We start from the raw sequence: 24437 nt of genomic DNA on the forward strand, positions 1-24437 counted from the left end.
GGAATGCCGGTCAGTACTACGGCACCGAGAGACCGCATTTTTGACCTAGAAAGGTCTTTGGTCGATGCGGGGCCAGCGTCGTGAAAGGCATTGGACGCTGATTCGCCTATCGTGGCAGAGTGGCACCGAATTGCAAGCATCGTACAGGATCCGAACGGCTCTCATCTCGGCGTTTGATGTTTCAACTCGTCGATTCCCGGGCATGAAGAGGCCGTTGGGTTGTCCAAGCCATCTCAGCAGATTCTTGGCAACATTGCAGCGATGGGTTCATCAAGAGGTTGGTCGGCGCCCAAGCCCCGAGAGACCAAAACGGGAGAAAGTTCGCGGGCTCGGGCGTGTCCGATTTGTGCCGGCTGCCCGCACCGCGAATGAGATCGCATGACCGATAGGGCGTCGTCGACCCGATGTGGGGCGATGGCAGCGACGAAAGTGCCTTCGTTGGCAACCAATAGCGGATCGAGACCTAACAATTCACAGACGCCGCGGCTTTCGGGAAGGAGTGGCAGTTGGCTCTCGTCAATCCACATGGCGTTGGCGGATTCCTCGGCCCATTCGTGCATCACCGCAGCAATTCCGCCGCGGGTTGCGTCACGCATTGTTCGCAGATCGTCTCCAAGCGTTTCGAGAAGTTCTGCGGCGATCCGGTGGAGCGGGGCGGAGTCGGATTCCGGTGGCGGATCGAACCCGAGCGATTCACGCGCCGCGAGCACGGCGAGCCCGTGACGTGCGATCGGTCCCGAGACCAGCAAAGCGTCACCCGGTTGGATACGAGACGCGGTCATCCGCTGACCCGTTGAATGCACGCCGACTCCGGTCGTATTAATGAAAATACCATCAGCGGCCCCTTTGGGAACCACCTTCGTATCGCCCGCGACGATTTTGACGTCGCAGTTACTCGCCGCTTCCGCGACGCTGTCGATGACCCGGCCGAGTGTGGCCAAGGGCAGTCCTTCTTCTAGAATGAGCGAGAGGGTCAAGTAGCAAGGAGTGGCGCCGGCCATGGCGAGATCATTCACGGTCCCGTGTACGGCCAAAGAACCAATATCGCCACCAGGAAAAAACAGCGGCGAAACCACATAGCTATCGGTGGTGATCGCGATTTCTTTCGTAATCCGGCCCAAGCATGCGGCATCGCTGTGCAGTTGCACATTTCCCCTGCCGAGCTTTGCCGCAATCTGGTCGCGGATCAACCGACGCATCGCCCTTCCCCCTTCGCCGTGCGAAAGCGTAACCGTTTCATTGGATACAGGCACAGCAGGGCAAGCCGCGCCTCGAGCGACCGGCTTCATTGGCGGGCCTCAATCGTGATCGGGTCAAAGCGATAGTAGGCTGCACAGGCTCCTTCGCTCGATACCATCGGTGCACCGAGTGGCGATTCCGGGGAACAGGTTTTTCCGAAGGCGGGGCATTGTTTGGGTTTGATCTTACCCGACATCACATCTGCACCACGGCACTCCGAGTCTTTCCGCGCACTAGGCGGGAGTAACCTCGCGAATTTGCGGCATGCATCCATCTGAGCGTATTCGTCTCGCAATCGGTAACCTCCGCCGGAAATCGTGCCGAAGCCCCTCCAGTCACGATCGTCGATTTCGTAAACACGATCGATGAGCGCTTGTGCGTTGGGGTTCCCATGTCGCTGGACGTTGCGGCTGTACCGATTCTCGATGACCGCTTTGCCCGCTTCCAGCAGCGTGACGGCTTGTAAAATTCCTTCCAGCAAATCGACCGGTTCGAACCCGGTGACGACCACGGGAACGCGATGTTTTGCGACAAACGATTCGTAAACGTCATAGCCCGTGATGCTGCAAACATGCCCCGCCGCGAGGAAACCTTCGACGCGGTTTTCAGGTAGTTGCATGATCGTCTCCATCGCTGGCAAGACGCGGACGTGAGCCGGTACGATGGAAAAATTCTGTAGTCCGAGCTGGGTGGCCTGCAGCACGGCGAGCGCCGTCGACGGTGTGGTCGTTTCAAAGCCGACCGCAAGAAAGACAATTTGTGAATCAGGATTCCGCTGGGCGAGCGCGATCGCGTCGATGGGGGTGTAAACGATCTTGAGTCGGCCACCGCAACTGCGTGCTTGCATCAGCGATTGGTCGCTGCCCGGCACGCGGATCATGTCACCAAAACTGGCGACGATCGTGTCGGGTTGCATCGCAAGAGCCACGGCAAAATCGATCAGTTCCGTCGACGTGACGCATACCGGGCATCCCGGGCCGTGGATCAGTTCGACCTGACCGGCCAATTCTCGTTCGATGCCGTATCGAACGAGGCTATGTGTTTGCCCACCACAGACATCCATAAGCACCCACGGCCGCGTGACACGCTGGCGGATTTTTTCGAGCAAGGATTGCGATGCGCGTCCGTCCCGGAACTCATCAAGGTATTTCATCGGATAACTCTTCGATCGATTTCAGATCTGCCAGTGTCTTGGCGGCTTCGGCTTCATCGAGAATGCAGATCGCGATGCCCGCGTGCACAACGACGTAATCACCGACCGAAGCTTCGGGGACGCAGGCCATGTGAATCTCACGTCGCACGCCCGCGAATTCGATCTCCGCTTTAGCAAACGTCGGATCGTGATTGATCCAGCGTACGATTTTTCCAGGGATCCCTAAGCACATGGCATTTCTCCGAGGCCAAGTTCCGCGAGTGGCTCTCGCGAAGTGGAATCATCGCTGGACTCCGTGGTTCGCTCCTTCAAAGAGGATGCCACCACCAATTGACCGATCGCCAGCCCGCCGTCATTGATAGGAATCGCACCGGGCATGCGAATGTCGAGTGAATTGATTTCACTCAGTGTTTGAATCAGTTCAGACAGCGTGCGGTTTTGAAAAACGCCTCCCGTTATCACGCATGGTAGTTCTCGATGTCGGTCGGCCATTTTGATAACGAGCTCAGCGACAGCGCGATGAAACCGCATCGCAATGCGATCGCGTGAGACGTGGGGCAGATCGTTCTCAACATCGATGAGAACAGGACGCCAATCGAACTGCAAAGGATCGTCGTTGGTGATTTGGAATTCGTAGGAATTGGTTTCTGCACGGTCGCAGGCGGCTTCGAGTCGCATCGCCGCTTCGCCTTCGAAGGCGACCGATTCGATGTCTAAAACGATGGAAGCAATCGCATCAAACAGACGACCCATGCTTGATGTGATCGGTCCCTGCTCGATCGCAACACGGAGTGGTTGCGATGCCACCGTTTGTTCATTGATCTGCGAGCGGAGCGATGCTGCGATTCGCCACGGTTGTTTGATCGCGGATTCCCCGCCGGGAAGTCGGAATGGACGCAGGTGACCGATTCTTTGATAGGAAGAACGCCTCGCCAACAGCACTTCGCCACCCCAGATCGTCTCGTCGCGACCAAAACCGGTGCCATCAAATGAAATGCCGAGTACCGATCGGTCGAGCAATTGGTGTTCATGCATCGCGGCCGCGACGTGGGCGTGGTGGTGTTGCACGGCCTCAGCCGAGTCAGAATGCTGGACCGCCCAATCGGTCGCAAAATAGTTTGGATGAGCGTCGTGAGCGACCAAAGATGGATGGAATTGGTAGAGCGACTGCAAGCGATCAATGGATTCAATGAATCGTACGCGGCCAGACTCGGAATCCATGTCACCGATGTGGGGCATTAGAACCAATGACTCGTTTGTCTGGATCGCCGGCGCGACCTTTTGATGTCCTCCGACAGCCAACATGGGGCGAGACATCGACGTTGAAAGCGTCATTGGCGCAATTCCACGGGCAGCCCGAATGGTGACGACCTGTTCGCCGACGCATTGGACAACACTGTCATCGATCGGATTGGAAATTTCTCGGTCGTGATGCAGGAACACGTCTGCGATGTCCCCCAGTTTGCATGCGGCGACGGAGTTTTGAAAAACGAGTGGTGAACCATGAACATTGCCACTCGTCACGACCAACGGCCTGCCCGCGAAATCGAGGAGGAGAGCGTGGAGAGCAGACGTCGGAAGCATCACGCCGATCGTGTTGAGGTTGGGTGATATCCAACGACAGAGAGATCGATTTTCGAGTCCACGTAGCAGTACGATTGGATTGGCGGTGCTTTGCAACGCATCGCGTTCGGTGGCATTGATCGACGCGAATTGTTGGGCTGAATCGACATCCCCCACCATCACCGGGAGCGGTTTAGTGGGCCGGAGTTTGCGTCGTCGCAGTTCGCTGACCGCGTGGCCGTTCGTGGCGTCGCAAATGAACTGGTAGCCGCCGATTCCTTTGACCGCGGCGATGTCACCTCGCCTGATTCGCTCGGCGACGTGCTGTAGAGCCTCTGCCTTGTCCGCAATTGTGTGCCCGTTTCGATCGGCAGTCCAACATTGAGGGCCGCAATCGGGGCATGCAATCGTTTGAGCGTGAAAGCGACGGTTCCTCGGATCGCGATACTCAGACGCGCACCGCGTACACATCGGGAACGCCGACATGCTTGTGGAATCACGATCAAATGGCATTGCGTTGAGCATCGAATACCGCGGTCCACACCGTGTGCAGGTTGTGAAAGGGTAGCCATGTCTGCGGTCGGCCGAGTTCCGTACTTCGGTGAGGCAATCGCTGCAAATGGCGAGGTCAAGCGGTACGGTTGTGTGGAGTTGCGGGCCCGATGTGCTCTCGATGATTCGGAAGTGATCCGGAGCGGTCAGGCCGTCTGTCTTCAGTTTCCACTGTCGCAAGACTGCGTTTGCGAAAGTGGTTTGCAGCATCTTTTTGAAGTTCGTGATTACCGGTTCATCGCCCCAAGCCTGGATTTCGACGCCACTGGGGGAATTTCGAACGTGTCCTTTGATGCCATTGCTGGTTGCCAAATTGGCGATCGTTGGACGGATGCCTTGGCCTTGAACCAAGCCTTGCAATCGAAATCTTCTTGCCGTTATGCCGATGGAGCCTAAGTCGAACATGGAACGTCGACCTCGGAAAAAAGTTGCTCACGCCGTCGTTCCAACATTTGGCACCAATTATGGATTCCTTCATCATGCAGCGAACAGACCGTGATGACTTCCATCGAATCCCGAATCAGATGTGAGTCTACCGTTGCCCGGTCAACGTCGAACGGGACATGTGGCAAGAGATCCATTTTGGTGATCACCATCACCTCGCTGGTGCGGAACATCTTGGGGTACTTGCCGGGCTTGTCATCGCCCTCAGTCGTACTGAGCAATACGACGCGAAGGTGCTCGGCAAGATCATGTGAAGCGGGACATACCAAGTTTCCTACGTTCTCGATGAACAGGAAATCGAAGTGTTCTTGGGGTAGCTTGGCGAGGCCTTTCTCGACGAGCGATAATTCGAGGTGACACGCCCCGCCGGTGGTCAGTTGCTGCACCGGAACGAATGGGCGAAGTCGATCGGCATCACGTTGGGTTGCCAAATCGCCCACCAGAACGGCGATCTTCCAACGGTCTTTCCAGTATCGGCAGGTCGCTTCGAGTAGTGTCGTTTTACCTGCCCCGGGAGATGAGACGAGGTTGACAACAAAGGTTTTCTGACGCGTGAATTCTTGGCGACGATGTTCCGCCGCGGCACGACGTTCGGATTGGATATCGCGATTGATGACGATGGTTCGTTCAGGCATGAGTAACCCTTTCATCAAGCGTGATCGACGCGATCCGAAATTCGTCGCCGCGGATCACACGCACGTGACCGGAACCGCAGCGGAGGCAACGAAAAATGAAATTGTCGATCTCGCAGTCATCTTCACATTGCAGACAGTGGACGACGAGCGGCGTTTCTCGAATGGTGAGCGTCATCGGACTTTCGTGCGATTCGGCGATCACTTGATCAAATGCGCTCTGCACCAATTCGCTTTCGACACCTGAAAGCGGTCCGATTTCGACGGAAACCTCACGAACCGAACCGCCACCATTTTCTGCTGCGATGAGATCGACTTGGCGAATCAGACTTCTAACAAGCGACATTTCGTGCATCGCTGAGTTCCTCCGCTATCAGTGTAGCGCATCGAATCGCCGCTTGCTCGGTTGGTGCTGTTAATCCAGCGAGCCGGTCGAATGATCGCCCATTTCCGATCCAAATGGTGACATGATCGGTGGGCTTTTGGAGCGACTGAGCCATTTGCAGTACGGAGGCAAGTCCCATATCGTGCGTTCCACGATGACGTATAGTTTGGATCAAATTACGATCGTGAGCATCGGCAAAACACAGCTTGCGAAACGGAACATCCACCGGCAAACCCACTCCGGCGTCAACGAGGACGACACGGTCGTTCGCCTCTAGCGACCCAATCAAATCGATGGGGTGACCGACTTTGGCGAGCGTGACATCTTGCAGGCCGATGTTTGCGATGTGATCCACAACCGACCATCCAAACTGATCGTCGCCGTGTGGACTGCCGATTCCAATCACCGTCATGCGAGCTTGATTGCCGTTCACGATCGTTCCATCGTGAGCGTCAGGAAATGTGTCGAGCAACTGATGCAGGGATCGTAATTGCGGATCAGTTTTTCGGCTTCGGCTGCGATCTTTTCGTCCGATTCGTTTAACCAACGGGGCAGATACGCGAGCAAGTCTGATTCAATTTGCAATTGGTTCTGAGAAGTCGGTGGAACGATCTTAGACGAGGCAACCGTACCGTCATCGTTGATTTCGTAGTGGTGGTAGATCATGCCTCGTGGCGCCTCGGTCGCGGCGCATCCGGCGCCGGCGCGGGCAACATAGGGAGCAAACGGCTCGTTTGGCGGCGAGTAGGTCTCAATCAATTCAATCGCCTCTTCCAATGCGTGGACGACTTCGACACTGCGGGCGATGATCGAGTGGAACCGATTTCGCATCGGCAGAGGCGGACAGTCTGTCTCGAGTAATTGTTTTGCCGCCGCAGACAACTGCGTGTGATTGAGTTCGAGGCGCGAGAGCGGCCCGAGGAAATACGGCGTTTGTCCGTCGCGACGCACCGATTGCAACGCCGTGCTGTGTTCGACGTGATGTTCGCCAAAGTGGTCTTCATATTGATCGACGTCGATCGCCGGGTAACGGGTCGACGCGATGACGCCCTCATTCATCGGATACTCATCGTTGTGTTGGAGGGCGACGAGCTCGCAATCGACGTTGAATTCGGGGAATTCGATCCCCGAGATCCAGCGGGCGGAATCGATAGCTGACTTGAATGCCCATCGCAGATCTGGCAGTTGCGATTGCAATTCATCCCGCGTCGGCAGGTGGTAAAACCCGCCAATCCTCACGTTGACGGGATGGATCGCGCGGCCGCCGAGTATTTCGAGCAATCGGTTGCCGATCTTTTTGATTCGTAATCCGTTGTTAACGCGATCAGGGAATCGTGCGGCCAGTTCGATGCCACTGTGGCAATCAAAGAAGTCGGGCGCATTGAGCATGAACATATGCAGCACGTGACTCTCGATCCACTCGCCGCAGTACAGCAGGCGACGCAGCCGCCTGATTCCGGGATCGATCTTGATTCCGAGTGCCTTCTCGATCGCATGGACGGAAGTCATTTGATATGCAACCGGGCAAATGCCACAGATGCGTGCCGTGATGTCCGGAACTTCCTCGATCGCGCGGCCTCGTAGAAACGCTTCGAAGAATCGTGGCGGCTCGTAAATCGCGAGACGCACGTTTTCGATACGGTCGCCGCTGACGCGTACATGCAGGGCCCCTTCACCTTCCACTCGGGTCAATGCATTGACGGTAATTTTTCGTTCGGAGGTCACGTTTTGTCTTGGGGTTGACGAGACTCGATACGATCACTTTCGATTTGGAACACGTTGGCGGCGGCGGACATGTTGCGAAGGGCGTGAATCATCACGGTTTCTGTCGTGTCTCCGGCAAGATAATGCTCCGACAATGTCTTGCAGTTCGCTTGTGCGGCCGGACCAAAACAACCATAGCAGGGGCGGTCGTACGCCGGGCAAATCGCACCGCAGCCCGCCTGGGTGACGGGACCGAGACATGGCAAGTGTTTCGTGACGGCAATGCACACCGTTCCACGGCGTTTGCACTCCATGCAGACGCTGTGACGAGGCGTTCTCGGCACGCGATCGGCAATCATGGCGGCGAGTACTTCGAGCAACTGATGCTTGTCGATCGGACATCCTCGCAGTTCGAAGTCGACGGAAACATGGTCGGCGATCGATGTGCTAGTTGCGAGGGTGTTGATGTACTGGGGGCTGGCGTAGACCGCGGCGATGAACTCGTGGTGGTCGGCCCAATTTCGCAGAGCTTGGATGCCACCTGAGCTTGCGCACGCGCCGATGGCGACGAGAATCTTGGATTGTTGGCGAATGTGGCGGATCCGCTCCACGTCTGCGGGCGTCGTGATAGAACCTTCAACCAGCGCGATATCAAACGGCCCTTCCTGGATGAGGCTGGTTGCTTCTAAGAAATGAGCGATCTCGATCGTGTCTGCCAATTCGAGTAGTTCATCTTCGCACGACAGCAGTTGCAATTGGCAACCGTCGCAGGAAGCGAACTTGAAGACGCCGAGTCGCTTTTTGGTCATAGCGAATCCACATGCATCCAGTTTTTGACTTGGTCGTATCTCAGGACGGGCCCTTCTTTGCAAATGAAATGGGGGCCGAGTTGACAGTGGCCGCACTGTCCGATCGCGCAGTTCATGTTGCGCTCGAGTGAGACCCAAAGGTTTTCGCGCGGTACGCCGCGTTCACGGACGGCCCGAATCGCGTAGGTCATCATGACTTCGGGACCACACGTGAAGATCATTGTTTGTAGTGGTGAGGTGATTCCCAAGCGATTGAGCAGCAACGTCACGACGCCAACATTTCCCTTCCAGTCAGCGGCGGCGCGATCGACGGTCGTCTGAACCTCGATGTCAGCTGTTCGCCACGATTCGTAATCGTCCGTATACAACAAGTCCGATGGGGTGCGGGCTCCGATTAACAAACTGACGCGGCCGAACTGTTGCCGATGCGATAGAATTTCGTCGACGAGCGGTCGCAGCGGTGCCAGACCGATGCCACCGGCAACGAGAATGAGGTCCTTCCCGATTCCACGCTCCAGTGGCCAGTACGAACCGAACGGTCCGCGTACGCCCAGGGAATCGCCCGCTTTCGTGACTGCCAAAGCACGCGTGACATTTCCGACCGAGCGTACCGTATGCACGAGTTGCCCGCCCGGCGAAGGAAGGTGACTGAGTGAAATCGCGGCTTCACCCACACCGGGCATGTACAGCATGTTGAACTGACCGGGCTTGGCGGCGTATGTCTCTCGATCGCCGGCCTCTGAAAGTTCGATCCAGTAAGTCTGCACGCCTGGCGCTTCGTCCTTCACGTCACGAACGCGGGCGGCCGCCACCGCCCACGGTTCAGTTCGCGGCGACAGCATCAGCCACCTCGTTGGATTTCGATTCGGAATTCCAGTGGTGTCGGGAAATCCAAACGCTGCACGGCGCATGTCGGAGCACGTACTTCGAAGTGCTACCGAGCAAAACACGACTGAGCAAACTGTGGCCGGTATCGCCGACAACGATCATGCTTGCTTTGTAGTCTTCCGCTGCGGTGACGATAGCGTCGCCGACATGATCCGAAACCGTCGTTTGGGCTCGCGTGTGCGGGAAGTGATCGGCGATTTGACTCGCCATCCGCTCCGCGGATTTGTCGATCTTGTCCACGAGTGCCGGATCGACCGTGATCGGCGGACCCGCGTAGCCCTCGCCGACAAAGACATAGGGTTGCAAGGCGACACTGATAACGTTGACCTCGCAGTCTTTCGCCAAATTCCACTGCATGAGTTCGGCGACCGCTTCGCGAGACGCAACCGATTGGTCAAAGCCGACGATGATTTTCTGGAGATCGAAGTCGGATTGATCGCCGCGTCGTACCACGACGACCGAGCATTCCGCACTCGAGGCGACGCTGTCCGAGACACTACCGAGCAAGACACGCCGCAGCGCGGAATGCCCTTTCGCTCCGAGGACAATCAAATCAACTTTTGATTTTTTCGCTTGTGCCAAGATATACGGAGCCGCCGATCCGGCCCCGTGGATGACACTCACGGATTGGCAAGTCGTCTGAAGTGTTTGCTTGGCCTTATCGAGAATGGCCTGCGTCCGGTCGCCTACATGCTGCTTCAATTGCGGGCTCCAGGGATACATCGGATAGTGTTCGGGATCGAACGAAACGGTCAGCACGACTGCTTCGACGGGGACGTTCTTTGCCAAATTCGCGACGAACTCAGTGGCATCTTGCGAAGCGGCAGAGCCATCGGTAGCCAATAGAATTTTCATTGTTACATCTCCTCGTCGGCCGGTTGTGAACGAATCAATCGATAACGTGAAACGCAGTTTGCGTACCAATCAAGCAATCGTGTGTTTTTGGTCCGGAGTTGTGCATACGAGCACGGGTGTTTCCGTTTGATGTGCGATCAAGGCGCACTTGATGCGCAAGCATCGTTTGACGGATGCCGGTTTATGTTCAAAACGATCCCGTTAAGTTGCTGAGCGTTTATGAGGTGCCATCGCGATGCGAGTTTTGAGCGTCGTGTTGTGGCTTAAGGACGCATTGAGTCCGGTCGGAAATTCCGGGGAATACCTGTGATTCGCGGTACTTAAGGGGGCACGTCGTAGGCAACGAGAGGTGACAGCCAGATTACGTGAGAATGGCGGGTTTGCTATGATAAGGCGACGGTCTATTCGCGTTTATTTTGACTGCGATTGTGCCGCTACGCTTCTTTCGCGAATGGGCTGATGCATGAACGATGAGTTAAAAGTGTTGCTCGTCGAAGACGATCCAGATTGTCGAGCCAACCTCGCTCAACTCTTGCAGCAAGATGGTCATCTTGTTCGCGTCGCGGGGAGTTACGGTGAAGTCCGTGATTCCGGCATGCAACCCGATGTCTCGTTGGTGGTTCTCGATCGCCAGCTTCCAGACGGTGTGGCGGAGGAGATTCTTCCCGAGATGAAGAAGCTGCTTCCCCAAGCCGAGTTCGTCATTGTGACCGGCTACGCTGATTTGGATAACTCGATTGCGGCGATGAAGTTGGGTGTCGTCGATTACATTGTCAAACCGATTCATGCCGGAGTCTTCCGGGCCAGTGTCGCTCGGATCGTGCGCCAACGGCGGATGCAGAACCAGTTGTGCAAAGAGCACGAATTTGCGTCACAGGTGCTCAAGACCGCTGAGGCGGTCATTCTTGTGTTGGATCTTGAAGGCCGGATTCAACGGTTCAATGAGTACTTCACGCAAATCACCGGGTGGCGACTCGAAGACATCGGAGGGAAGGATTGGTTTGCGACATGCATACCGGGTGATGAGCGAGATCGGATTCGTGAGGTGTTCATGGCGACGGCTCATTGCGTGGAAAGTTCCGGCGTGATGAACTCCGTCATGACCTGTACCGGGCGACAACGACACATCCGATGGTCCAACACGACGTTACAAGCTGAGGGCGGTGACGTCAGTTCGATCCTGGCTATCGGCGTGGACGTTACTGATCTGATCGCCGCGCAAAAAGATGCCCTGCAATCACAGCGTTTGGCGGCGATCGGACAAACCGTCGCGCGGCTGGCCCATGAAAGTCGAAACGCATTGCAGAGAATCCAATCGAGCGTGGACATCTTGCAACTCGACATTCCCTTGGAGTCGGACCTGCGGGAGGAAGTCGACTCGATTTATCGCGCCTCCAATGAGTTGAAGGAGACGCTCGAGGAGGTTCGCCAATATGCGGCACCGATCCTATTGAGCCGTGAGGCCGTGTTGTTACAGGATGTATGGCGACGCGTTTGGGGGGATCTTGCATTCTCTCGTACGGGGCGTGATGCGGAACTGGTCGAAACGTTATGCGGCTGTGACAACCTTGTGGACGTCGACGTGATGCGACTCGAACACATGTTTCGAAACTTGTTCGAAAACGCGTTGGCTGCCTGTCCGGATCCCGTGCGAATCCACATCGATTGTCAGTGTGACGGAGCCGATTGGATTCTTGTGGAAGTTCAAGACAATGGCCCCGGACTGTCAGCCGAACAGCGGGAGAAGCTTTTTGAGCCGTTCTTTACGACCAAGACTCGAGGTACCGGATTGGGGATGTCAATCGTGCGGCGGATTGTCGAAGCCCATGGGGGGAGTATCGAACTTGGCGATGCAGATGGAGGCGGTGCGAAATTCGTGATCCGAATCGCGAAGCACGACCATGTTCGCGGTAACGTGTGCGTGTTGGCTTCGCAGGCTGAGAACGTTAGTTCTTTCTGAGGCCGGGTTTTGCCAGTCGGATCGCAAACGTCGGTGAGATCACGGAAGTGTACTCGTTCGCCTTTATTGCAATTCAGACACTTTGCTTTGGCCCGTAACACGTCCCCAAGGACGTCGATTCGCATCAGGATTCCATCTGCCGGGCAGGTCCGGCCGAAGCGTGTGTTTGACGAGTTCTGCAAATTCCGTTGCAAAATCCTCCACAGCCTTCCAATCCGTGAATTCGTGGTCGTCGTTGAGTCGCGTATCGCATCCGTATTTCTTAGCGATCCAACGCATCATGTGTTTTTTCAGCCATCCGTACTCGGAATAACGAAGCGCTCCGGCAAAGGTGGCTCTGCGTGAAGGGGTATAGTTGATGCGTGAGAAGAGCTTGCTGACGGCTTCGTCCACCGTCTTTTGTTCGTCGGGGCGTTCATCGAGAATCCTCAAGCAGACCGTAAAAAACGCGTTCGGGATTTTTGATAAATAGTGATGGTTTTCTTGGATGCACCATACGACTCGGCGATCATGCTCGCCGTAGTGCAGCGGCGAACCGAGCACGACGGCTTCGTAGGATTCGATGGCCAGCTCGGTAACCGAGGTCTTGGTCACATCGAATGTGTCAGCAGCCACCCCATGCTCATTCAGCGTCAATGCAATCCGCTTAGCGATCCGCTCGGTTTGCCCTTCGCAGGTGGCATAGATGACGACAGCTCGCATGGTTTCGACTCCGAGTGAATGCAACGGTCACGGTGAACATCTGGTATTTACATAACCACGATCCAGGCGGACGTCGTTGCCCAATGATTAGATGTCGTGTGGCGTTTCGAATTCAGCTGACATCGCGTGGCGGCGGATCCGACGCCATCTGAGATGACGCGACGCACGTCCGGCCAGCCCGGATTCACTGTGTTATCGAACGTCCAGGTGAGCGACAACAAAATTGAGATCAACGTGGGCAATTACGTGCGAAAGATGTGCCGAAGCTGAGATGGCGATACGCCCTCAGCAGTTGTGGCACTCCGGTTGCTTTGGAATAGGCACTGATACGAAGCGTTTTGAGAGGGCAGGAAGATATGCATACTAAGACCAGCCCAGTACGTCGTAACCACTTGGCCAACGTCCTGATCGAAGCTTCTCCCGTGGCGATTGTTTTGTCAACGCCCAACGGGACCATCGAGGTTGTTAATCGTGTCGCGCAGACGTGTTTCGGCTACCGTGAATCCGAGTTGGCAGGAGCGTCGCTCGACCTGCTCTTTCCCGATCGTGAGTCTCGACGCATTGGGACAGAACAGGTGCATTTTTTGTCACACCTGCGCCATCCTGATCCAGCAACGGAGTGGTGTTTGGCGGGCCGCCGAAGTGACGGTTCGAATTTTCCGGCAAAAGTTTCGCTGTACCCGTTGGCGACGACGGACGGCGACAAACGGCTCGTCAACGTCGTCTGTCTCTCAGAAAACGACGCTTGCAGTGAGAAGCATGTTCAGTGTGAACGTTTGGCGGCCATCCTGCAGATGGCTTCGGGGCTCTCACACGAGTCTCGTAATGCGCTCCAACGGGCAGAGTCGTGTCTCGATCTGTTGGAGTTAGATCTCACGGACCGAACCGAATTATTGGGGCTGACCGACCGGATCCGCGATTCGTTGCATCACATCCACAAAACCTACGAAGAAGTCAGAGACTACGCGGCTCCGATTTCCCTCCACCGGGTCGATACCAATTTGCCTCGTTTCCTCCAGGCGGTGGTCGATGCATGGACCGCCGATCGGTCCTGCGTCGTCCCCGAAATTCGAATTCGATGTGACCGCCAGTGTGAATGGGGAGTTCTCGACGAAAAATCCGTTGGCCAGCTGTTAAACCATCTTCTCGACAACGCAGCCGCGGCCAGCCCTCCTGATCAGGCCATCGAGCTCCGGTGTCGCCGGATCGTGACTACAGAGTCAGGTGGGATTGAACTTTCCGTGCGGGACTATGGATCGGGTTTCGATGAGCAACTCGAGCGATGTCTGTTCGAACCGTTTTTTACGACCAAACAACACGGCACGGGGTTGGGACTGGCGGTCTGTCGTAGGATCGTCGATGCCCACGACGGCACGATTACGCTGGCAAATCATCCCGCTGGGGGAGCAGTCGTTCACGTCGCACTCCCCCAGAGTCGGTCGAGGTGACGCGCAATATCAACACTACACTCGTGATTCCAAAAAAATACGTCTCCCTGTGAATTTCGAAACCGGTAAGTTGATTCGCGCAATGATTGCATGTGCGTCCGTGCTCGTTTGCGCTCATCTGTGCGATCGTGCACACAGGAACGTGCCGTTCGGTACCGGATTCTGCCACGTTGGGGTGCGGAACATCATTCGCACGCGGGTTCCCTGATGTGCGCTCTGCACGCATGACTGTCTCGGCAGCTTGCTCGTCGCGACGGTCAGCCGACATGGTCTGGCTTTCTTCCGCGAGGTTCTGCGATGACCGAATCACCGATCAAGTTATTGCTCGTCGATGACGACGAAGACGCGCGGCGATCCGCGGCGAAGTGGATGCGGCGAAAAGGGCATGACGTTTCAGATGTGTCGAATGCCGCGGAAGCTCTCAGCCTGCTCCAGCGTGAGACGTTCGAGGTTGGTGTCTTTGACATGAACATGCCCGGAATGTCTGGATTGGAGTTGCTCCAGCGGATTCATCAAGAGCACCTCGAGATCGAAGTGATCATGTTGACGGGCCAAGGGACCGTTGAGACGGCGGTGTCCGCGATGAAGATGGGGGCCTGCGAATTCTTGAGTAAGCCTTGTTCGTTAGGCGATTTGGAACACCACTGCTTCCGCGCCCGTGAGCGATGTCAGCTCAAGAAAGAAAACAAGCAACTCAAGGCGGTTATTTCGCGAGCACGTCCCGCTGCCGAATTGATTGGTGAGTCGCCATCGCTGCGGCACGTCGTGCACATGATCGAGAAAGTCGCGCCGACCAGTAAGCCCGTCTTAATTCAAGGTGAGAGTGGCACCGGGAAAGAGGTCGTCGCGCAAGCGATTCAGCAGGCAAGTCAATTTGCGGACAATCCGTTCGTCACCGTTAATTGTGCGGCGTTTCCTGAAAATCTTGTCGAGAGTGAATTGTTTGGGCACTTGAAGGGCGCCTTTACTGGGGCGAGTTCCGAAAAGCCCGGACTGTTTGAGATCGCAGACGGCGGGACGTTGTTCATCGACGAAGTCGGCGAACTACCGCTCGCCTTGCAGCCCAAATTACTGCGTGTTCTCGAAGACGGAACGATGCGGCGTGTCGGGTGTCACCGAGAGCGAAAGGTGAAAGTCCGCATCATTGCGGCCACCAATCGCGACGTGCAATCGGAAGTCGATGCCGGCAACTTCCGTGAAGACCTATTCTATCGCATCAACGTTTTTCTGATTCATCTGCCAACGCTACGGGAGCGTGAGGGTGATATCGATCGGTTGATCGATCATTTCTTGCCAAAGACACACCATATCGATCCGGACGCGAGAGACGTTCTGAATCGTTATCCGTGGCCAGGTAACATTCGGCAACTTATCAATGTGCTCGAACGCGCGATGATCTTGTCGGATAATTGTGAGATCACATTAGATGACCTGCCCCATGAAATCGTTGACTACGATCAGGTGTCGATGATGCGAGCAAGACGCGATCGAGAGTCGTCCCATCATGAAGCCATCGATGAGTTCCACCACATCGAGAAATTGGGCGATGCGAGGTTTAAACTCGACGACATTGTTCGTGTCCACGTCGAAGAAGTCTTGGCGAAAGAGCATGGAAACAAAGCCAGCGCGGCACGCAAGTTGGGAATTCATCGACGCAAATTGTATCGTTTGCTAGACCGATTTCAGTGCAGTGATCGCGATTCACACCGAGAGGTTGCGCCTGCGTGTCAGTCCACCGTATGAATGTGCGGGCTAGAGCGTGAGAGCAAACTCATCCAAGACGCCTCTTCAACGGACCGCCCATGGCGGCGTGCTGCTGTTTTTCGTGTTCGTTATTGCGGTGGCGGGTTACCAGATCCTCGGCAACTATGGATTGCTCGAAGCCGTCTGGATGGTCGTGATTACGATTTCAACGGTTGGATACAGCGAGGCGAGTTCGCTGTCGCCAACCTTGCAAGTTTTCACGGTGCTGGTAATCCTCGTCGGAATGTCGGCGGCCGCTTACACTTTCGGTGGGTTGATTCAATTACTCTTAGCGGGCGAGATCGATCGCCTCATCGGACTCCGACGAATGACCGCAGAAATTGCCACGATGAAAGACCACATCATCATTTGTGGATTCGGAAGGATGGGACAGAGTTTGGCCGTCGATCTGCGGTCGCAGGGCAAAACCGTCGTCATTATCGAACTCGATGCGGATCGGATTCGCGAAGCCGATATTCTCGAGTTCGCGTGCTTAACCGGCGACGCCACCGAAGAAGGTACGCTTGAGTCGGTGGGGATCGTTCGCGCGGGAACTTTGGTAGCGGCGTTGTCGGGTGATGCTGAAAACGTTTTCTTGACACTTACCGCTCGCAACCTGAATCCGGAAATACAAATCGTTGCACGTGCCGATCAACGCAGCAGCGAGAAGAAGCTGCGACAGGCAGGAGCGAATCGCGTCGTCATGCCGACGGTGGTCGGCTCGCGTCAAATGTCGCGTTTTATCACTCGCCCAACGACCGCAGACGTGATCGAGCTTGTTTCCCAACGAGACTTTGCCGATTTGGAGCTAGATGAGGTTTTCGTTTCCGAAACTAACGCGCTGGCGGGACTGACGGTGTCGGCAACGGACGCCCATCGTGAAAATAAACTGCTGATCATTGCGATTCAAACCGGCGAAGGGAAGTTGCTGTTCAATCCGGTCGCGACACATAAGATTCAGACGGGGGACACGCTGATCGTAATGGGGCATCTCTGCGATATCAGGTCGTTTCGCGAGCGATTTGTTCAAAGTGATGATTTGAAGGGACAGAAAGATCCCAATTGCCGCGGCGCCGAGTCGTGAATCATTCCGGCTATTTAATCGAGCTCTGTTGACGCATCGCAGTGCTGATCTGATGGATGATAGCCGACTCCTTTTTGGAGACCTTGCCGAATCCGAAGTGCCCACCAGAAGCTTTGGCGACCTGATTCATTTGGGTTTCCGTCAGATGAATGAGACGGCTTTTGGCCACATCGGACATGCCACCAAACAATCCGTGCGTGTAGCGTTTCCACGCGTCGACGCACAATCCGGGGGGACGTTTGGTGAGCCATTGTTGGAGCAAAATCCACGCGGTGGTATCCTGTGTGATGCCGATTTTGAAAGCTTGCGAGAGGACTTCGAATCGTTCGTTGGCGTCGACGTCTTCCTGCGCCCATGCGACCAGTACCAGAGGTAACAATCTCAATGCGATCAGGCCGTCTGCGGTGACGCCAAGTTTGCTCAACTCTTCTAGCAAGATTTCGTCTCGAACTCCGGTGCTGCGGAGCAATTCGGCGCGTCCGCGGTCGCTACTCGCTTCGTTGTGAATTCGCTGCAGAAGTTGTTCTTCGAGCTCCTCAAAGAACTCATGCGTTTTGGCTTTGCGTGCAAGAGCCGATTCGTGGGTGGGCCGAGTCATGTGGTTAGATTTCCTACAAGAATGAAAGTCGGTTCAAAGGTTCCGCCTTGCGATTTCGTCTCGTGTGTCGATCAAGTGGTCACGGTTTCACGCAGGGCTGCGACTTCGTCAGTGAGATCAATTCCGACGGGACACCAGGTGATGCAACGACCACACCCGACACAGCCGGAAACATCGAATTGATCTTCCCACGTCGCCATTTTGTGTATGAGCCATTGTCTGTATCGGCTGCGAATGTCGTTGCGAACGACGCCCCCAGCGGTGTGACTGAAATCGATGTTGAAGCAACTGTCCCATTGGCGGACCCGCGAGACCTCGGTGTTCGAGAGATTGGCTACTTCGTCAACGGTTGAGCAAAAGCACGTGGGGCAAACCATCGTGCAATTGGCACACGAAAGGCAGCGTTCGGCGACCTCCGCCCAGCGAGGATGTTCGAGGTTGTTCAACAACAAGTCGTGTACGCCCGCTTTGTCAAATTGCTTGGAAAGACTGTCTCGTGCGTTTTGAACTTCGGCGTCGGATTCTTCGATTTGAGTTGGGGTGGCCTGTGTGGTGGTGATACTCGAAAGTATCTTTCGCCCCGATTGGGAGCCTGCATGGATGACAAATCCATCGGCTGTTTCGGTCAACACGAGATCGAATCCGTTTTCGCAATTGGGGCCCGTGTCCATCGCGTTGCAGAAGCACGTGTTCGCCGCGGTGACACAATTGACCGCGACGATAAACGCGGCTTCGCGTCGACGACGGTAGGCCGCGTCGACGTATTCGTTGTCGCGAAAGACCCGGTCCTGCACCGCGATCGCGGCCAAGTCGCAGGCACGAACACCAAGTAGCGCGTATCGCGGAGTCGGTTCGTCAGGTGTTTTGAATATCCAGCCGTCGTCCGTCAGCGTCGCGGTGCCGATTTCGCTTGATGACGGGAAAAAGAATCGTTTCCAGGAATCGGGGCTGGAGTTGAATCGAAAGAGTCGGTCGTGTGGATCGTGTTGGAGTTCGTAAACGGCGGGTTCTTGATGATCCGTCCAGCCGCGGGGCAGTTCCGCAACATCACGAACGCTTCGGTAGACCACGGCACCCTGTTGGACGGTCGGCCCGACAACGTCGTATCCGAACTCTACCAATTGATCGAGGAGTATTTGCAACTCTTCACGAGGAAGAAAGAAAGCGGGAGGCTGCGTGGTCGACTTCATCGGATGTCCTCGCGTGGGTGCCCGAACAGATCCAGCAGTTGCAAGCGTGTCGCCAGCAGACGCTGGGCGAGCTGTCGGGCAAGGTGCTCCATCACCCGATAGCCGATTTCATGATTCAACGCACACAGATCAAGCAGTCGCTGCGAGTCGTATCTCAGCAAACAAGAATCTCGCACCACCTTGGCGGTCGCGGTCATCCGCCCTCGGGCGAGCAACGCCGACCAGGCCAATGCATCTCCTCGGCCGAGGGTCAGCAGGGGGCGCAGCGATTGAGTCCCCGCTGTCATCTCGAGTGAAACATCCCCCTCGATGATCCAATAAATGTAAGTGTGTTTATCGCCTTCGCGAAAAACGACGTCGCCTGTGTCAAAACGCACAAGATCTCCTGCGTCCGCCAAGCTGATTTGATCGGCCTCGCAAAGCAGGTTTCCGAGTTGAAGTTCTCGCAGCGTTTGGAAAATCGCCATATCGTTCACGATGGTGTTCCTACGAGAGGAAGGTATCGCCAGGAAGGTACCGCCTGGGCAGTGTCACCTGAGCAGTATTACCTGTCAGTGTCGCAATCGCCGTTCCATCGTCGAACATGTGCAATATGGCTGAATGAGGCGCAACATTGCGTGATTTGTGCGTGATTGCGAGTGCGTATGAGCACGTTGCGCGTTCGTGCACGCATCGACGTGCCGTTTTCAAACAAATCTCAAACGGTATGGGGTTTGCCTTTTCAGAAACGTACGTGCGGAGATGACCATGCCCTCAATGGAGACACCGTGATGCGACTAATCAAGCTCCTCTTCGTTTCTTTCGTGCTGGGGGCTGCTCTTGGAGCCGACGGCGACAGCCACACTCCGGGTGATTCTGAAGTTCCTGAACAAGCCGACGAGCAACAGCTCGATTTTTGGATGCAAAAGAAGCTCGACTATTCGGGTGGGATTTTGCGAGGGCTCTCAATGGGTGACTTTGACGTCATCGAAACGAGTGCGAACCAGATGCGGGTGCTGAACAGGATTGAGGGCTTCGTTCGCAGTCGACACGAAGGCTATCGCGCTCACGTGAGATCCTTTGAACGCGTCACCGAAGAGATCATACGTCAGGCGGAACAGAAAAACATCGACGGCGTCACACTGGCATACCATCAAATGGTCGTCAGTTGTGTCCGTTGCCATCAATCGATTCGTGAAACCAACCCTACCGATACGCTCCCCGCGACAGGGGCACAGAAGTAGCTGGTTCGCCATCTGATTGGATGTTGTTGCCTCGTCGAAAGCGTCTGTTGGACCTGTTCAAATTTTGCATTTTATAGGCAGCGGCACACGGTCTGCATTTCAGTCAAACGCCTATCACGCTGGAAGGAGAATTTAGTTATGTCCAATCAACGTATACCACGTTTTCGTCACGAGGTCGCTTTCTGGGTGGCCGCTTCGATCATTGCGGTCATTCTCTTTATTCTCTTGATGCAGACTGCCGTAGGGCTTTGATGACGTAGCCGATTTTCGTCTTACTCAAGGGAATCTTTTAATGAGCGTCGCAACCGAAAATTCGTTAGATCTCGTGCGCTGGTTCGAACAAATCAGCATGGATGATGTGGCCATCGTTGGTGGTAAAAACGCGTCGCTGGGCGAGATGTACCGTGAACTCACGCCGCAAGGCATTCGCATTCCCAACGGGTTCGCAACCACCGCGGCGGCGTATCGCACGTTCCTGGCTGAGTCGGGGTTGGATGAGAAAATCCCTCAAATTCTAAGCGGGATGAACGTCAGCGACGTCGGCAATCTGCAGCATCACGCGATGATCATTCGGCACATGATTCTCGAAACGCCGCTGCCCGATCTACTCTCGCATGCCATCGTTGCCGCATATCATCAACTCTGTGACGCGAGCAGCCATCAATTGGCAGACGTCGCCGTTCGCAGCAGCGCAACGGCAGAAGATTTGCCGGATGCGAGTTTTGCTGGTCAGCAGGAAACGTATCTCAATGTCCGCGGTCAAGCCACGTTGCTCGACGCGTGCCGACGTTGTTTTGCATCACTATTCACGGACCGTGCGATCTCGTACCGGGCTCACCACGGTTACGATCACATGCAAGTCGCATTGTCGATCGGCGTACAGAAAATGGTTCGTTCGGATCTCGCGAGTTCAGGCGTGATGTTTTCCATCGACACCGAGAGTGGATTTCGAAACGCCGTGCTGATCAACGCCGCCTACGGCCTCGGCGAAAATGTCGTGCAGGGGAGCGTCAACCCTGACGAATACTATGTCTTCAAACCGACATTGCTCAAAGGTCATCGTCCGATCCTTAAAAAGTCGCTTGGTTCGAAATCGATGAAATTGGTCTATGACGCTGGCGGCAGCAAAATGACCAAGAACATTCCCGTCTCGCCTGAGCAATCTGCTCAATATGCGATTTCGGACGACGACATCTTGCAACTCGCTCAGTGGGCTTGTGCGATCGAGAATCACTACAGCCAACGCAAAGGTTCCGATTGTCCAATGGACATGGAGTGGGCGAAGGACGGTAATACCGGTGAACTTTTCATCGTGCAGGCGAGACCTGAAACCGTTCAATCACGACGCAGCGTGAATACGCTCGAACGCTATCACTTAAAGGGGCATGGAAAGCTGCTGCTCAAGGGACGTTCGATCGGCGAAAAAATTGCATCGGGGCCCGTACGTTTGATTCGCGACATTCATGAGTTGGCGACGTTCCAGCAAGGCGAGATTTTGGTGACTGACAAAACCGATCCCGATTGGGAACCGGTTATGAAGCAAGCGGCCGGGATCATTACCAATCGCGGTGGACGTACCTGTCACGCGGCAATTGTCAGCCGTGAAATCGGTCTTCCCGCGATTGTGGGCACAGGCAATGCGACCGACATTCTGCAGGATGGACAAGTCGTGACCATCAGTTGTGCGGAAGGTGATGCCGGAATCGTTTACGAAGGAGAGTTAGGTTTCGACGTCGAAAGCATCGACCTGGGCGCGCTCAGACGTCCAAAAACCAAGATCATGATGAATGTTGCTTCGCCAGACGAAGCGTTTGCGTTTTCAATGATTCCCAATGACGGCGTCGGCTTGGCACGGGAAGAGTTCATCATCGGCAAATATGTCAAAGTCCACCCGCAAGCGTTGCTGGGATTTGACGACCTTGATGAAACGACACGTCTCGAAGTCGAAACGGTGACGCGTGGTTATGAGGATAAGCCACAGTTTTATATCGATAAGCTCGCCGAAGGCATTGCGATGATTTGCGCCGCATTTTATCCCAAGGATGTCATCGTGCGTCTGAGTGACTTCAAGACGAACGAGTATGCCGGACTCATTGGAGGCGCCTCATTTGAACCTTCCGAAGCCAACCCGATGATCGGTTTCCGTGGTGCCTCCCGCTATTACCACCCGTCGTTTCAAGAGGCGTTTGGTCTCGAATGCAAGGCGGTCCAAAAGGTCCGTCATGAAATGGGACTGAATAATCTAAAACTAATGGTGCCGTTCTGCCGCACAATCGAGGAAGGTCAAAAAGTCCAAGCGGAGATGTCGAAGTACGGATTGGTTCGTGGCCAAGATGGTCTGGAAATTTACGTGATGTGTGAAATTCCAAGCAACGTGATTTTGGCAGATCAGTTCGCAGAGATCTTTGACGGATTCTCGATCGGATCCAATGACCTCACTCAGTTGACTCTCGGCGTGGATCGCGATTCCGAAATCGTCGCTCATGTGTTCGACGAACGTAACGAAGCGGTCAAACGAATGATCCACAATGTGATCGGAACAGCGAAATCGGCGGGAGCAAAAATTGGAATCTGTGGGCAAGCCCCGAGTGACTATCCCGACTTTGCCGAGTTCTTGGTGCGCGAAGGAATCGACAGCATTTCGCTGACCCCGGACGCGGTGCTGAAAACCACAATCGACATCCTGCAAGTGGAAGAGCAACTCAGCACCAAAACCTAGTCCTTCGTCAGCAGTAAAACTTGCTGAGTCACGCCGTTCCGCTAAGCTTTCTAGCGGAAGGGCATGAACGCAATGCCATCTACTTCGGTAGCGCGGTGAGGCGGAAGCCGCCCGGTTGTAGCAAGTAAGATGTTCGAAATTTACCGGGCGACGTGCGCCGCTCCGCGATGAATACCACCCGGTGAGTGCGAGAGTAGATGGTATTGAACGCAAGCCGTCAGGTTGAAGCAATTCTTAAGTTGAAATCAAACAACACGCTAATGTGCAAACGAGAAGCGGGGGCGATACACGCACTCGCTTCTCGGACCAACACTTGTTGTTAGATCAACATTTCTTCGATATTACGACGCGGGGTGGGCTGCACTTCGCGGCCGTATCCCCACCGCAGCAGAATCTGCGAGAAACCTTCGTTTTCACACAGCTCATTGAGCTGCGGCCGCAGTGAAGCGACTTCAATCGGTTGATTCAGGAACGACGCAGACAATCCGCGGGACGTACCACGCAGCAACATTTTCGCGAGCGTCTGACCACACGCGATCCAGTCAGCCGGTGTGTCTCGAGGGGTGCCGATAATGACAAGCAACGGAGATCCCTCGGCCAACTGACGGTCCTTGGCGGCTTGGCCCTCGCCCCAGTCGAATGTGCGTACGAGCACGGGGCCTAAGTAAGATGCCAAAGTACCAACGCCGTGCGCATAACCGGGCATGCCGTCGCGACACGCGCTGCGGTTTGAGTGAACCCATTTCGCCAATTCATGACGGAAGGCTTTGTCGCTGCCTTGAATGAGGTCGCCTTCGGTCACTAAATCGGCGATGGCGTGTTTTGTTTCCTCTTCGTCGAATAGTTGGATCCAGCATCCTTCCGACTTTGCGTCCAAGTACCATTCGTCGTGAACCGAAGGCGGCACCGGTGCCGCGTCGAAGACGTTGCGGTTCGTTCGCCGTTTCGGAATCGCCCGGAATAGTTCCGCTTCGTCTTCGTCTGAAGTATGTGGTCCACTGATCCGAACTCGCGCTAACAAATCGGAATTGGCTGGATCGGGTAGAACGCGAACCAGCGTTGACAGAGCGTCGTGATGCAACGCGAGTCTCAAGTGAAACAAGGCCGCACCGCAACTGATTGTCAATTCCCGGTCGTCTGGATCGACAACCGGCAGGGATCGATTGCGATCGGCAAGGATGTCAACGCTATCTCGATGCATCCGAAATTTCCAAGGTTGGGCGTTGTGCCCCGAGGGTGCCATCACCGCATGTTCAATGGCCTGCCTGATCCGTTTTTTCAAACAAGCGGTGCGCTGATGCATGGCAGCGTCGTTGTAGGTGATAGTCATTGCATGATTCCCGGTAGTTGAGGTCCATTTCTAAACGAGATCTGCGAAAAGGCTTGCAAGGATCATGCCGGGGCTAAAAACACCGTAAATGGTCGATCGCCGTATGCGAAATGGCCCGGTGACCGAGCAATACCGCACAATGTGTGTGGAAAAAGTGTGTGCATTCGTGTCACGAAGAACACCCACTCGACTTGGCCGCCGAGGCGTTTGGTGACC

General features: G+C 55.2%; 22 protein-coding genes. 6 read left to right on the forward strand and 16 right to left on the reverse strand.

Annotation, left to right across the window (positions count from 1 at the left end):
* Positions 1-233 precede the first annotated feature (233 nt).
* Genes hypE through NB063_RS03595 form a run of 11 tightly spaced genes read right to left on the reverse strand, consistent with a single transcriptional unit; the run spans position 234 to position 10224 of the window.
* The gene (hypE, locus tag NB063_RS03545) at positions 234-1289 is read right to left on the reverse strand and encodes a hydrogenase expression/formation protein HypE (RefSeq protein ID WP_250927364.1); all 1056 of its coding nucleotides are present in this window, start codon (positions 1287-1289) and stop codon (positions 234-236) included.
* Positions 1286-2392 (reverse strand): hydrogenase formation protein HypD, encoded by a 1107-nt coding sequence (gene hypD / locus NB063_RS03550; RefSeq protein WP_250927365.1) that lies wholly within the window; start codon positions 2390-2392, stop codon positions 1286-1288. Before hypD ends, hypE begins: the two co-directional genes overlap by 4 nt.
* Positions 2379-2624 carry a HypC/HybG/HupF family hydrogenase formation chaperone gene (locus NB063_RS03555; RefSeq protein WP_250927366.1) on the reverse strand — a complete coding sequence of 82 codons (246 nt, stop codon included), beginning with the start codon at positions 2622-2624 and terminating at the stop codon, positions 2379-2381. Before NB063_RS03555 ends, hypD begins: the two co-directional genes overlap by 14 nt.
* On the reverse strand, positions 2615-4912 hold the full coding sequence (gene hypF / locus NB063_RS03560; RefSeq protein ID WP_250927367.1) for a carbamoyltransferase HypF: 2298 nt from the start codon (positions 4910-4912) through the stop codon (positions 2615-2617). Before hypF ends, NB063_RS03555 begins: the two co-directional genes overlap by 10 nt.
* Positions 4900-5586: a hydrogenase nickel incorporation protein HypB gene (gene hypB / locus NB063_RS03565; protein WP_250927368.1), complete on the reverse strand. Its 687-nt coding sequence runs from the start codon at positions 5584-5586 to the stop codon at positions 4900-4902. Before hypB ends, hypF begins: the two co-directional genes overlap by 13 nt.
* The gene (locus tag NB063_RS03570) at positions 5579-5938 is read right to left on the reverse strand and encodes a hydrogenase maturation nickel metallochaperone HypA/HybF (protein ID WP_250927369.1); all 360 of its coding nucleotides are present in this window, start codon (positions 5936-5938) and stop codon (positions 5579-5581) included. The genes hypB and NB063_RS03570 overlap by 8 nt, the downstream gene beginning before the upstream one ends.
* Entirely contained in the window at positions 5916-6401 is a 486-nt protein-coding gene (locus NB063_RS03575) for a hypothetical protein (RefSeq protein ID WP_250927370.1), read from the reverse strand. The genes NB063_RS03570 and NB063_RS03575 overlap by 23 nt, the downstream gene beginning before the upstream one ends.
* Complete coding sequence (locus tag NB063_RS03580) at positions 6398-7693, reverse strand: Ni/Fe hydrogenase subunit alpha (protein WP_250927371.1); 1296 nt, start codon at positions 7691-7693, stop codon at positions 6398-6400. The genes NB063_RS03575 and NB063_RS03580 overlap by 4 nt, the downstream gene beginning before the upstream one ends.
* Positions 7690-8481 (reverse strand): NADH-quinone oxidoreductase subunit B family protein, encoded by a 792-nt coding sequence (locus tag NB063_RS03585; RefSeq protein WP_250927372.1) that lies wholly within the window; start codon positions 8479-8481, stop codon positions 7690-7692. The genes NB063_RS03580 and NB063_RS03585 overlap by 4 nt, the downstream gene beginning before the upstream one ends.
* Positions 8478-9323 (reverse strand): FAD/NAD(P)-binding protein, encoded by an 846-nt coding sequence (locus NB063_RS03590; protein ID WP_250927373.1) that lies wholly within the window; start codon positions 9321-9323, stop codon positions 8478-8480. The genes NB063_RS03585 and NB063_RS03590 overlap by 4 nt, the downstream gene beginning before the upstream one ends.
* Complete coding sequence (locus NB063_RS03595; RefSeq protein WP_250927374.1) at positions 9304-10224, reverse strand: universal stress protein; 921 nt, start codon at positions 10222-10224, stop codon at positions 9304-9306. The genes NB063_RS03590 and NB063_RS03595 overlap by 20 nt, the downstream gene beginning before the upstream one ends.
* Positions 10225-10687: 463 nt before the next feature.
* Between NB063_RS03595 and NB063_RS03600 the strand changes: the two genes are divergently transcribed.
* A complete protein-coding gene (locus NB063_RS03600; protein WP_250927375.1) occupies positions 10688-12184 on the forward strand; it encodes an ATP-binding protein in 1497 nt (498 codons plus the stop codon).
* Positions 12185-12247: 63 nt separating this feature from the next.
* Here the strand turns inward: NB063_RS03600 and NB063_RS03605 are convergent, their stop codons facing one another.
* Positions 12248-12886, reverse strand: coding sequence for a flavodoxin domain-containing protein (locus tag NB063_RS03605; RefSeq protein ID WP_250927376.1), 639 nt, complete (start codon positions 12884-12886; stop codon positions 12248-12250).
* Positions 12887-13242: 356 nt separating this feature from the next.
* Between NB063_RS03605 and NB063_RS03610 the strand changes: the two genes are divergently transcribed.
* The 3 genes from NB063_RS03610 (at position 13243) to NB063_RS03620 (ending at position 17161) form a co-directional block, all read left to right on the forward strand.
* Positions 13243-14334 carry a sensor histidine kinase gene (locus NB063_RS03610; protein ID WP_250927377.1) on the forward strand — a complete coding sequence of 364 codons (1092 nt, stop codon included), beginning with the start codon at positions 13243-13245 and terminating at the stop codon, positions 14332-14334.
* 297 nt (positions 14335-14631) lie between these two features.
* Entirely contained in the window at positions 14632-16077 is a 1446-nt protein-coding gene (locus NB063_RS03615; protein ID WP_250927378.1) for a sigma-54-dependent transcriptional regulator, read from the forward strand.
* Positions 16078-16093: 16 nt separating this feature from the next.
* Positions 16094-17161 carry a potassium channel family protein gene (locus NB063_RS03620; RefSeq protein ID WP_250927379.1) on the forward strand — a complete coding sequence of 356 codons (1068 nt, stop codon included), beginning with the start codon at positions 16094-16096 and terminating at the stop codon, positions 17159-17161.
* A 10-nt stretch (positions 17162-17171) separates the two neighbouring features.
* Here NB063_RS03620 and NB063_RS03625 read toward each other — a convergent pair whose 3' ends face one another.
* The 3 genes from NB063_RS03625 to NB063_RS03635 all read right to left on the reverse strand — a co-directional run bounded on the left by NB063_RS03625 (position 17172) and on the right by NB063_RS03635 (position 19416).
* Positions 17172-17759, reverse strand: coding sequence for a hypothetical protein (locus NB063_RS03625; protein WP_250927380.1), 588 nt, complete (start codon positions 17757-17759; stop codon positions 17172-17174).
* 71 nt (positions 17760-17830) lie between these two features.
* Positions 17831-18949: a 4Fe-4S dicluster domain-containing protein gene (locus tag NB063_RS03630; RefSeq protein ID WP_250927381.1), complete on the reverse strand. Its 1119-nt coding sequence runs from the start codon at positions 18947-18949 to the stop codon at positions 17831-17833.
* Positions 18946-19416, reverse strand: a complete 471-nt coding sequence (locus NB063_RS03635) for a cyclic nucleotide-binding domain-containing protein (protein WP_250927405.1) — start codon at positions 19414-19416, stop codon at positions 18946-18948. The genes NB063_RS03630 and NB063_RS03635 overlap by 4 nt, the downstream gene beginning before the upstream one ends.
* A gap of 303 nt (positions 19417-19719) precedes the next feature.
* On the opposite strand from NB063_RS03635, the gene NB063_RS03640 reads away from it, so the two are divergent.
* Positions 19720-20172, forward strand: a complete 453-nt coding sequence (locus tag NB063_RS03640; RefSeq protein WP_250927382.1) for a hypothetical protein — start codon at positions 19720-19722, stop codon at positions 20170-20172.
* Between the two features lie 292 nt (positions 20173-20464).
* On the forward strand, positions 20465-22891 hold the full coding sequence (gene ppsA / locus NB063_RS03645) for a phosphoenolpyruvate synthase (RefSeq protein WP_250927383.1): 2427 nt from the start codon (positions 20465-20467) through the stop codon (positions 22889-22891).
* 319 nt (positions 22892-23210) lie between these two features.
* Here the strand turns inward: ppsA and NB063_RS03650 are convergent, their stop codons facing one another.
* The gene (locus NB063_RS03650; RefSeq protein WP_250927384.1) at positions 23211-24221 is read right to left on the reverse strand and encodes an Acg family FMN-binding oxidoreductase; all 1011 of its coding nucleotides are present in this window, start codon (positions 24219-24221) and stop codon (positions 23211-23213) included.
* Positions 24222-24437: the final 216 nt, after the last annotated feature.

Origin of the sequence: Aporhodopirellula aestuarii (assembly GCF_023701485.1) — a bacterium.
GTDB classification, from domain to species: domain Bacteria; phylum Planctomycetota; class Planctomycetia; order Pirellulales; family Pirellulaceae; genus Rhodopirellula; species Rhodopirellula aestuarii.

Coding starts and splice junctions, on each gene's coding strand:
- hypE (WP_250927364.1), bottom strand. CDS start 1,289: ATGAAGCCGGTCGCTCGAGGCGCGGCTTGCCCTGCTGTGCCTGTATCC.
- hypD (WP_250927365.1), bottom strand. CDS start 2,392: ATGAAATACCTTGATGAGTTCCGGGACGGACGCGCATCGCAATCCTTG.
- NB063_RS03555 (WP_250927366.1), bottom strand. CDS start 2,624: ATGTGCTTAGGGATCCCTGGAAAAATCGTACGCTGGATCAATCACGAT.
- hypF (WP_250927367.1), bottom strand. CDS start 4,912: ATGTTCGACTTAGGCTCCATCGGCATAACGGCAAGAAGATTTCGATTG.
- hypB (WP_250927368.1), bottom strand. CDS start 5,586: ATGCCTGAACGAACCATCGTCATCAATCGCGATATCCAATCCGAACGT.
- NB063_RS03570 (WP_250927369.1), bottom strand. CDS start 5,938: ATGCACGAAATGTCGCTTGTTAGAAGTCTGATTCGCCAAGTCGATCTC.
- NB063_RS03585 (WP_250927372.1), bottom strand. CDS start 8,481: ATGACCAAAAAGCGACTCGGCGTCTTCAAGTTCGCTTCCTGCGACGGT.
- NB063_RS03590 (WP_250927373.1), bottom strand. CDS start 9,323: ATGCTGTCGCCGCGAACTGAACCGTGGGCGGTGGCGGCCGCCCGCGTT.
- NB063_RS03595 (WP_250927374.1), bottom strand. CDS start 10,224: ATGAAAATTCTATTGGCTACCGATGGCTCTGCCGCTTCGCAAGATGCC.
- NB063_RS03600 (WP_250927375.1), top strand. CDS start 10,688: ATGAACGATGAGTTAAAAGTGTTGCTCGTCGAAGACGATCCAGATTGT.
- NB063_RS03605 (WP_250927376.1), bottom strand. CDS start 12,886: ATGCGAGCTGTCGTCATCTATGCCACCTGCGAAGGGCAAACCGAGCGG.
- NB063_RS03610 (WP_250927377.1), top strand. CDS start 13,243: ATGCATACTAAGACCAGCCCAGTACGTCGTAACCACTTGGCCAACGTC.
- NB063_RS03615 (WP_250927378.1), top strand. CDS start 14,632: ATGACCGAATCACCGATCAAGTTATTGCTCGTCGATGACGACGAAGAC.
- NB063_RS03625 (WP_250927380.1), bottom strand. CDS start 17,759: ATGACTCGGCCCACCCACGAATCGGCTCTTGCACGCAAAGCCAAAACG.
- NB063_RS03630 (WP_250927381.1), bottom strand. CDS start 18,949: ATGAAGTCGACCACGCAGCCTCCCGCTTTCTTTCTTCCTCGTGAAGAG.
- NB063_RS03635 (WP_250927405.1), bottom strand. CDS start 19,416: ATGGCGATTTTCCAAACGCTGCGAGAACTTCAACTCGGAAACCTGCTT.
- NB063_RS03640 (WP_250927382.1), top strand. CDS start 19,720: ATGCGACTAATCAAGCTCCTCTTCGTTTCTTTCGTGCTGGGGGCTGCT.
- ppsA (WP_250927383.1), top strand. CDS start 20,465: ATGAGCGTCGCAACCGAAAATTCGTTAGATCTCGTGCGCTGGTTCGAA.
- NB063_RS03650 (WP_250927384.1), bottom strand. CDS start 24,221: ATGACTATCACCTACAACGACGCTGCCATGCATCAGCGCACCGCTTGT.